This is a genomic window from Methylobacterium sp., assembly GCF_019750675.1.
In the GTDB taxonomy this organism is placed as follows: domain Bacteria; phylum Pseudomonadota; class Alphaproteobacteria; order Rhizobiales; family Beijerinckiaceae; genus Methylobacterium.
The window spans coordinates 1-2,356 of sequence record NZ_JAIEOF010000442.1; the positions used below are offsets into that span (position 1 = coordinate 1).

The following is a 2,356-nucleotide window of genomic DNA, read 5'->3' on the forward strand; positions in this document are numbered from 1 at the left end:
TCAGGTACTCCTCCACGAGGATCTCGCCGGGATGGGTGCGGATGCGGGCCATGGCCGATCTCCTGTTCGGTCTCTCAATGGTAGTCGACGATCTCGACATGCTCCGGACCCTGCTCCGTCCAGTCGAAGCAGATCCGCCACTGATCGTTGATGCGAATGCTGTACTGTCCGGCCCGGTCTCCCTTCAGGAGCTCCAGCCGGTTTCCCGGCGGTGAGCGCAGATCGTCGAGGGTCGTTGCGGCGTCGAGGATGTCGAGCTTGCGCGTCGCGACCTTCTCGAAGGCCCGCCACTGACGATGGCATGGGCCGTCCTCGAAGAGCGCTGCCGTGTGTTTGTCTGCGAAGCTCTGAATCATCAGCCTTGTACGTGATACGTTAAGCGTATCGTCCGTGTCTAAAGTTTGCAAGCGTGGGATGTCGGATCTCCTTCGTGTATTCCACATACGAAGGGTCCGGCGTGCCGCTCATGGCGCGCTGCCAAACTCGGACCGGCGAACGGATCGGCGCCATGGTCTGCGTGATCGGGATCGGCTGGCTGGTGCTGCTCGGGCGCAACAAGTAGCGAAGCCTACCCCACCCGCCGCTTCAGCGGAGCGTCGAGGCCGCCGACGCGGAACCAGTGGTAGCCGTAGCGCTCCATCATCAGGCAGTGGCGGCCGTCGGCATCGGCCTCGCAGCGGCGGCCGGTGAGGAGGTCGACGAGGATGCGGCCCTCCGGCCCTTCGAGCCCGGTCGCGAGTTCGATCTCCATCGGCGTGCCCGCGAGGTTGTGCACGCAGAGCACGGAATTGCCCTCCCAGTCGTAGCGGATCGCCAGGATCGCCGGCGAGGCCGTCTCGATCACGGAAAAGTCGCCCCAGCCGATCTCCGGCACTTCCTTGCGGGTGCGGATCACGCTCTCCATCCAGTTGAGCAGCGAGCCGCGGTCGCGGCGCTGGGCCGCCACGTTGACGTGGTCGAAGCCGTAGGCGCCGCTGTCGATCACCGGCAGGGTCGGGGTCTCGCTCTTCGTAAAGCCACCCTGGGCCTCCCCGCTCCACTGCATCACCGTGCGGGCGCATTCGCGCTCCTTGAGCGCGAGGTCGTCGCCCATGCCGATCTCGTCGCCGTAGCGCAGCACCGGCGTGCCCGGCAGGGTGAACATCAGCGAATAGGCGAGCTCGATGCGCTGCTGGTCGCCGCCGAGCATCGGGGCGAGGCGGCGTCGGATGCCCCGGTCGTAGAGCTGCATCCCCTTCTCGGGCCCGAAGGCCGTAAACACCGCCTGGCGCTGGGCCTCGGTGAGGCGCCCGAGGTCGAGCTCGTCGTGGTTGCGCAGGAACACCGCCCACTGGGCCGAATCGGGACGGTTCCAGGTCTTGCGCATGGCCTTGGCGAGCGGGCGCCCGTCGCCCGCCGCGAGGCCGTAGAACAAGGCCTGGTTGACCTGGAAGTTGAACAGCATGTGGAGCCGGTCGGCGTCGTCGCCGAAATAGTCGAGGTCCTTCTTGGGCAGGATGTTGGCCTCGCCCAGGATGATGGCGTCGCCCTGGCGCCATTGCAGGAACTCGCGAAAGTCCCGCAGCATGTCGAACTGCTCGTCGGGCTCGCCCGTGACCTCCGGCCCCTTCTTGGCGATGACGAAGGGCACCGCGTCCATGCGGAAGCCCGAGACGCCGAGCTGGATCCAGAAGCCCATGATTTTCTGGATCTCGGCCCGCACCGCCGGGTGGGCGGTGTTCAGGTCGGGCTGGAACGGCATGAAGCGGTGGAAGTAGTAGGCCCCCGCCTTGGCGTCCCGGGTCCAGGTCGTGGTCTGGACGCCGGGGAACACCATGCCTTCGTCGGCGTGCGGCGGCTTGGTCTTCGACCAGACGTACCAGTCCCGGTAGGGCGAATCCGGGTCCGAGCGCGCGGATTGGAACCAGGGATGCTGGTCCGAGGTGTGGTTGACCACGAGGTCGATCAGGACGCGCAGGCCCCGCTGCTTGGCCGCATGGGTGAAGGCGACGAAGTCGCCGAGCGAGCCGTAATCCGGATCGACCCCGTAATAGTCCGTGATGTCGTAGCCGCCGTCGCGCTTGGGCGAGGGCTGGAACGGCATCAGCCAGATCGCCGTGACGCCGATGCCCTGCAGGTAGTCGAGCCTACGCTCCAGGCCGGCGAAGTCGCCGATGCCGTCGCCGTTGCCGTCGAGGAAGGTCCGGACCGACAGGCAGTAGACGACGGCGTTCTTGTACCAGAGGTCCTTGATCATGCCGTCGTCTCCGGGAGCAACCTGCGCCACAACGCCGAAGCCCGGACAAGCGTTGCCAAGAGCTTGGCCAAGAGCTTGGCCATGACGATTGCCGAGCCCTTGGCCATGTGGGCGTGCCCC

The 2,356-nt window shown here is 66.4% G+C and carries 3 protein-coding genes; 1 reads left to right on the forward strand and 2 read right to left on the reverse strand.

What is annotated here, in order from left to right; genetic code table 11:
- Positions 1–74 precede the first annotated feature (74 nt).
- Positions 75–356, reverse strand: a complete 282-nt coding sequence (locus K2X24_RS23320; protein WP_292501598.1) for a type II toxin-antitoxin system RelE/ParE family toxin — start codon at positions 354–356, stop codon at positions 75–77.
- A gap of 74 nt (positions 357–430) precedes the next feature.
- Here K2X24_RS23320 and K2X24_RS23325 point away from each other — a divergent pair, with 74 nt between their 5' ends.
- On the forward strand, positions 431–562 hold the full coding sequence (locus K2X24_RS23325) for a hypothetical protein (protein ID WP_292501600.1): 132 nt from the start codon (positions 431–433) through the stop codon (positions 560–562).
- Positions 563–568: 6 nt separating this feature from the next.
- Here the strand turns inward: K2X24_RS23325 and K2X24_RS23330 are convergent, their stop codons facing one another.
- On the reverse strand, positions 569–2,236 hold the full coding sequence (locus K2X24_RS23330) for an alpha-amylase family protein (RefSeq protein ID WP_292501602.1): 1,668 nt from the start codon (positions 2,234–2,236) through the stop codon (positions 569–571).
- Between the last annotated feature and the right edge of the window lie 120 nt (positions 2,237–2,356).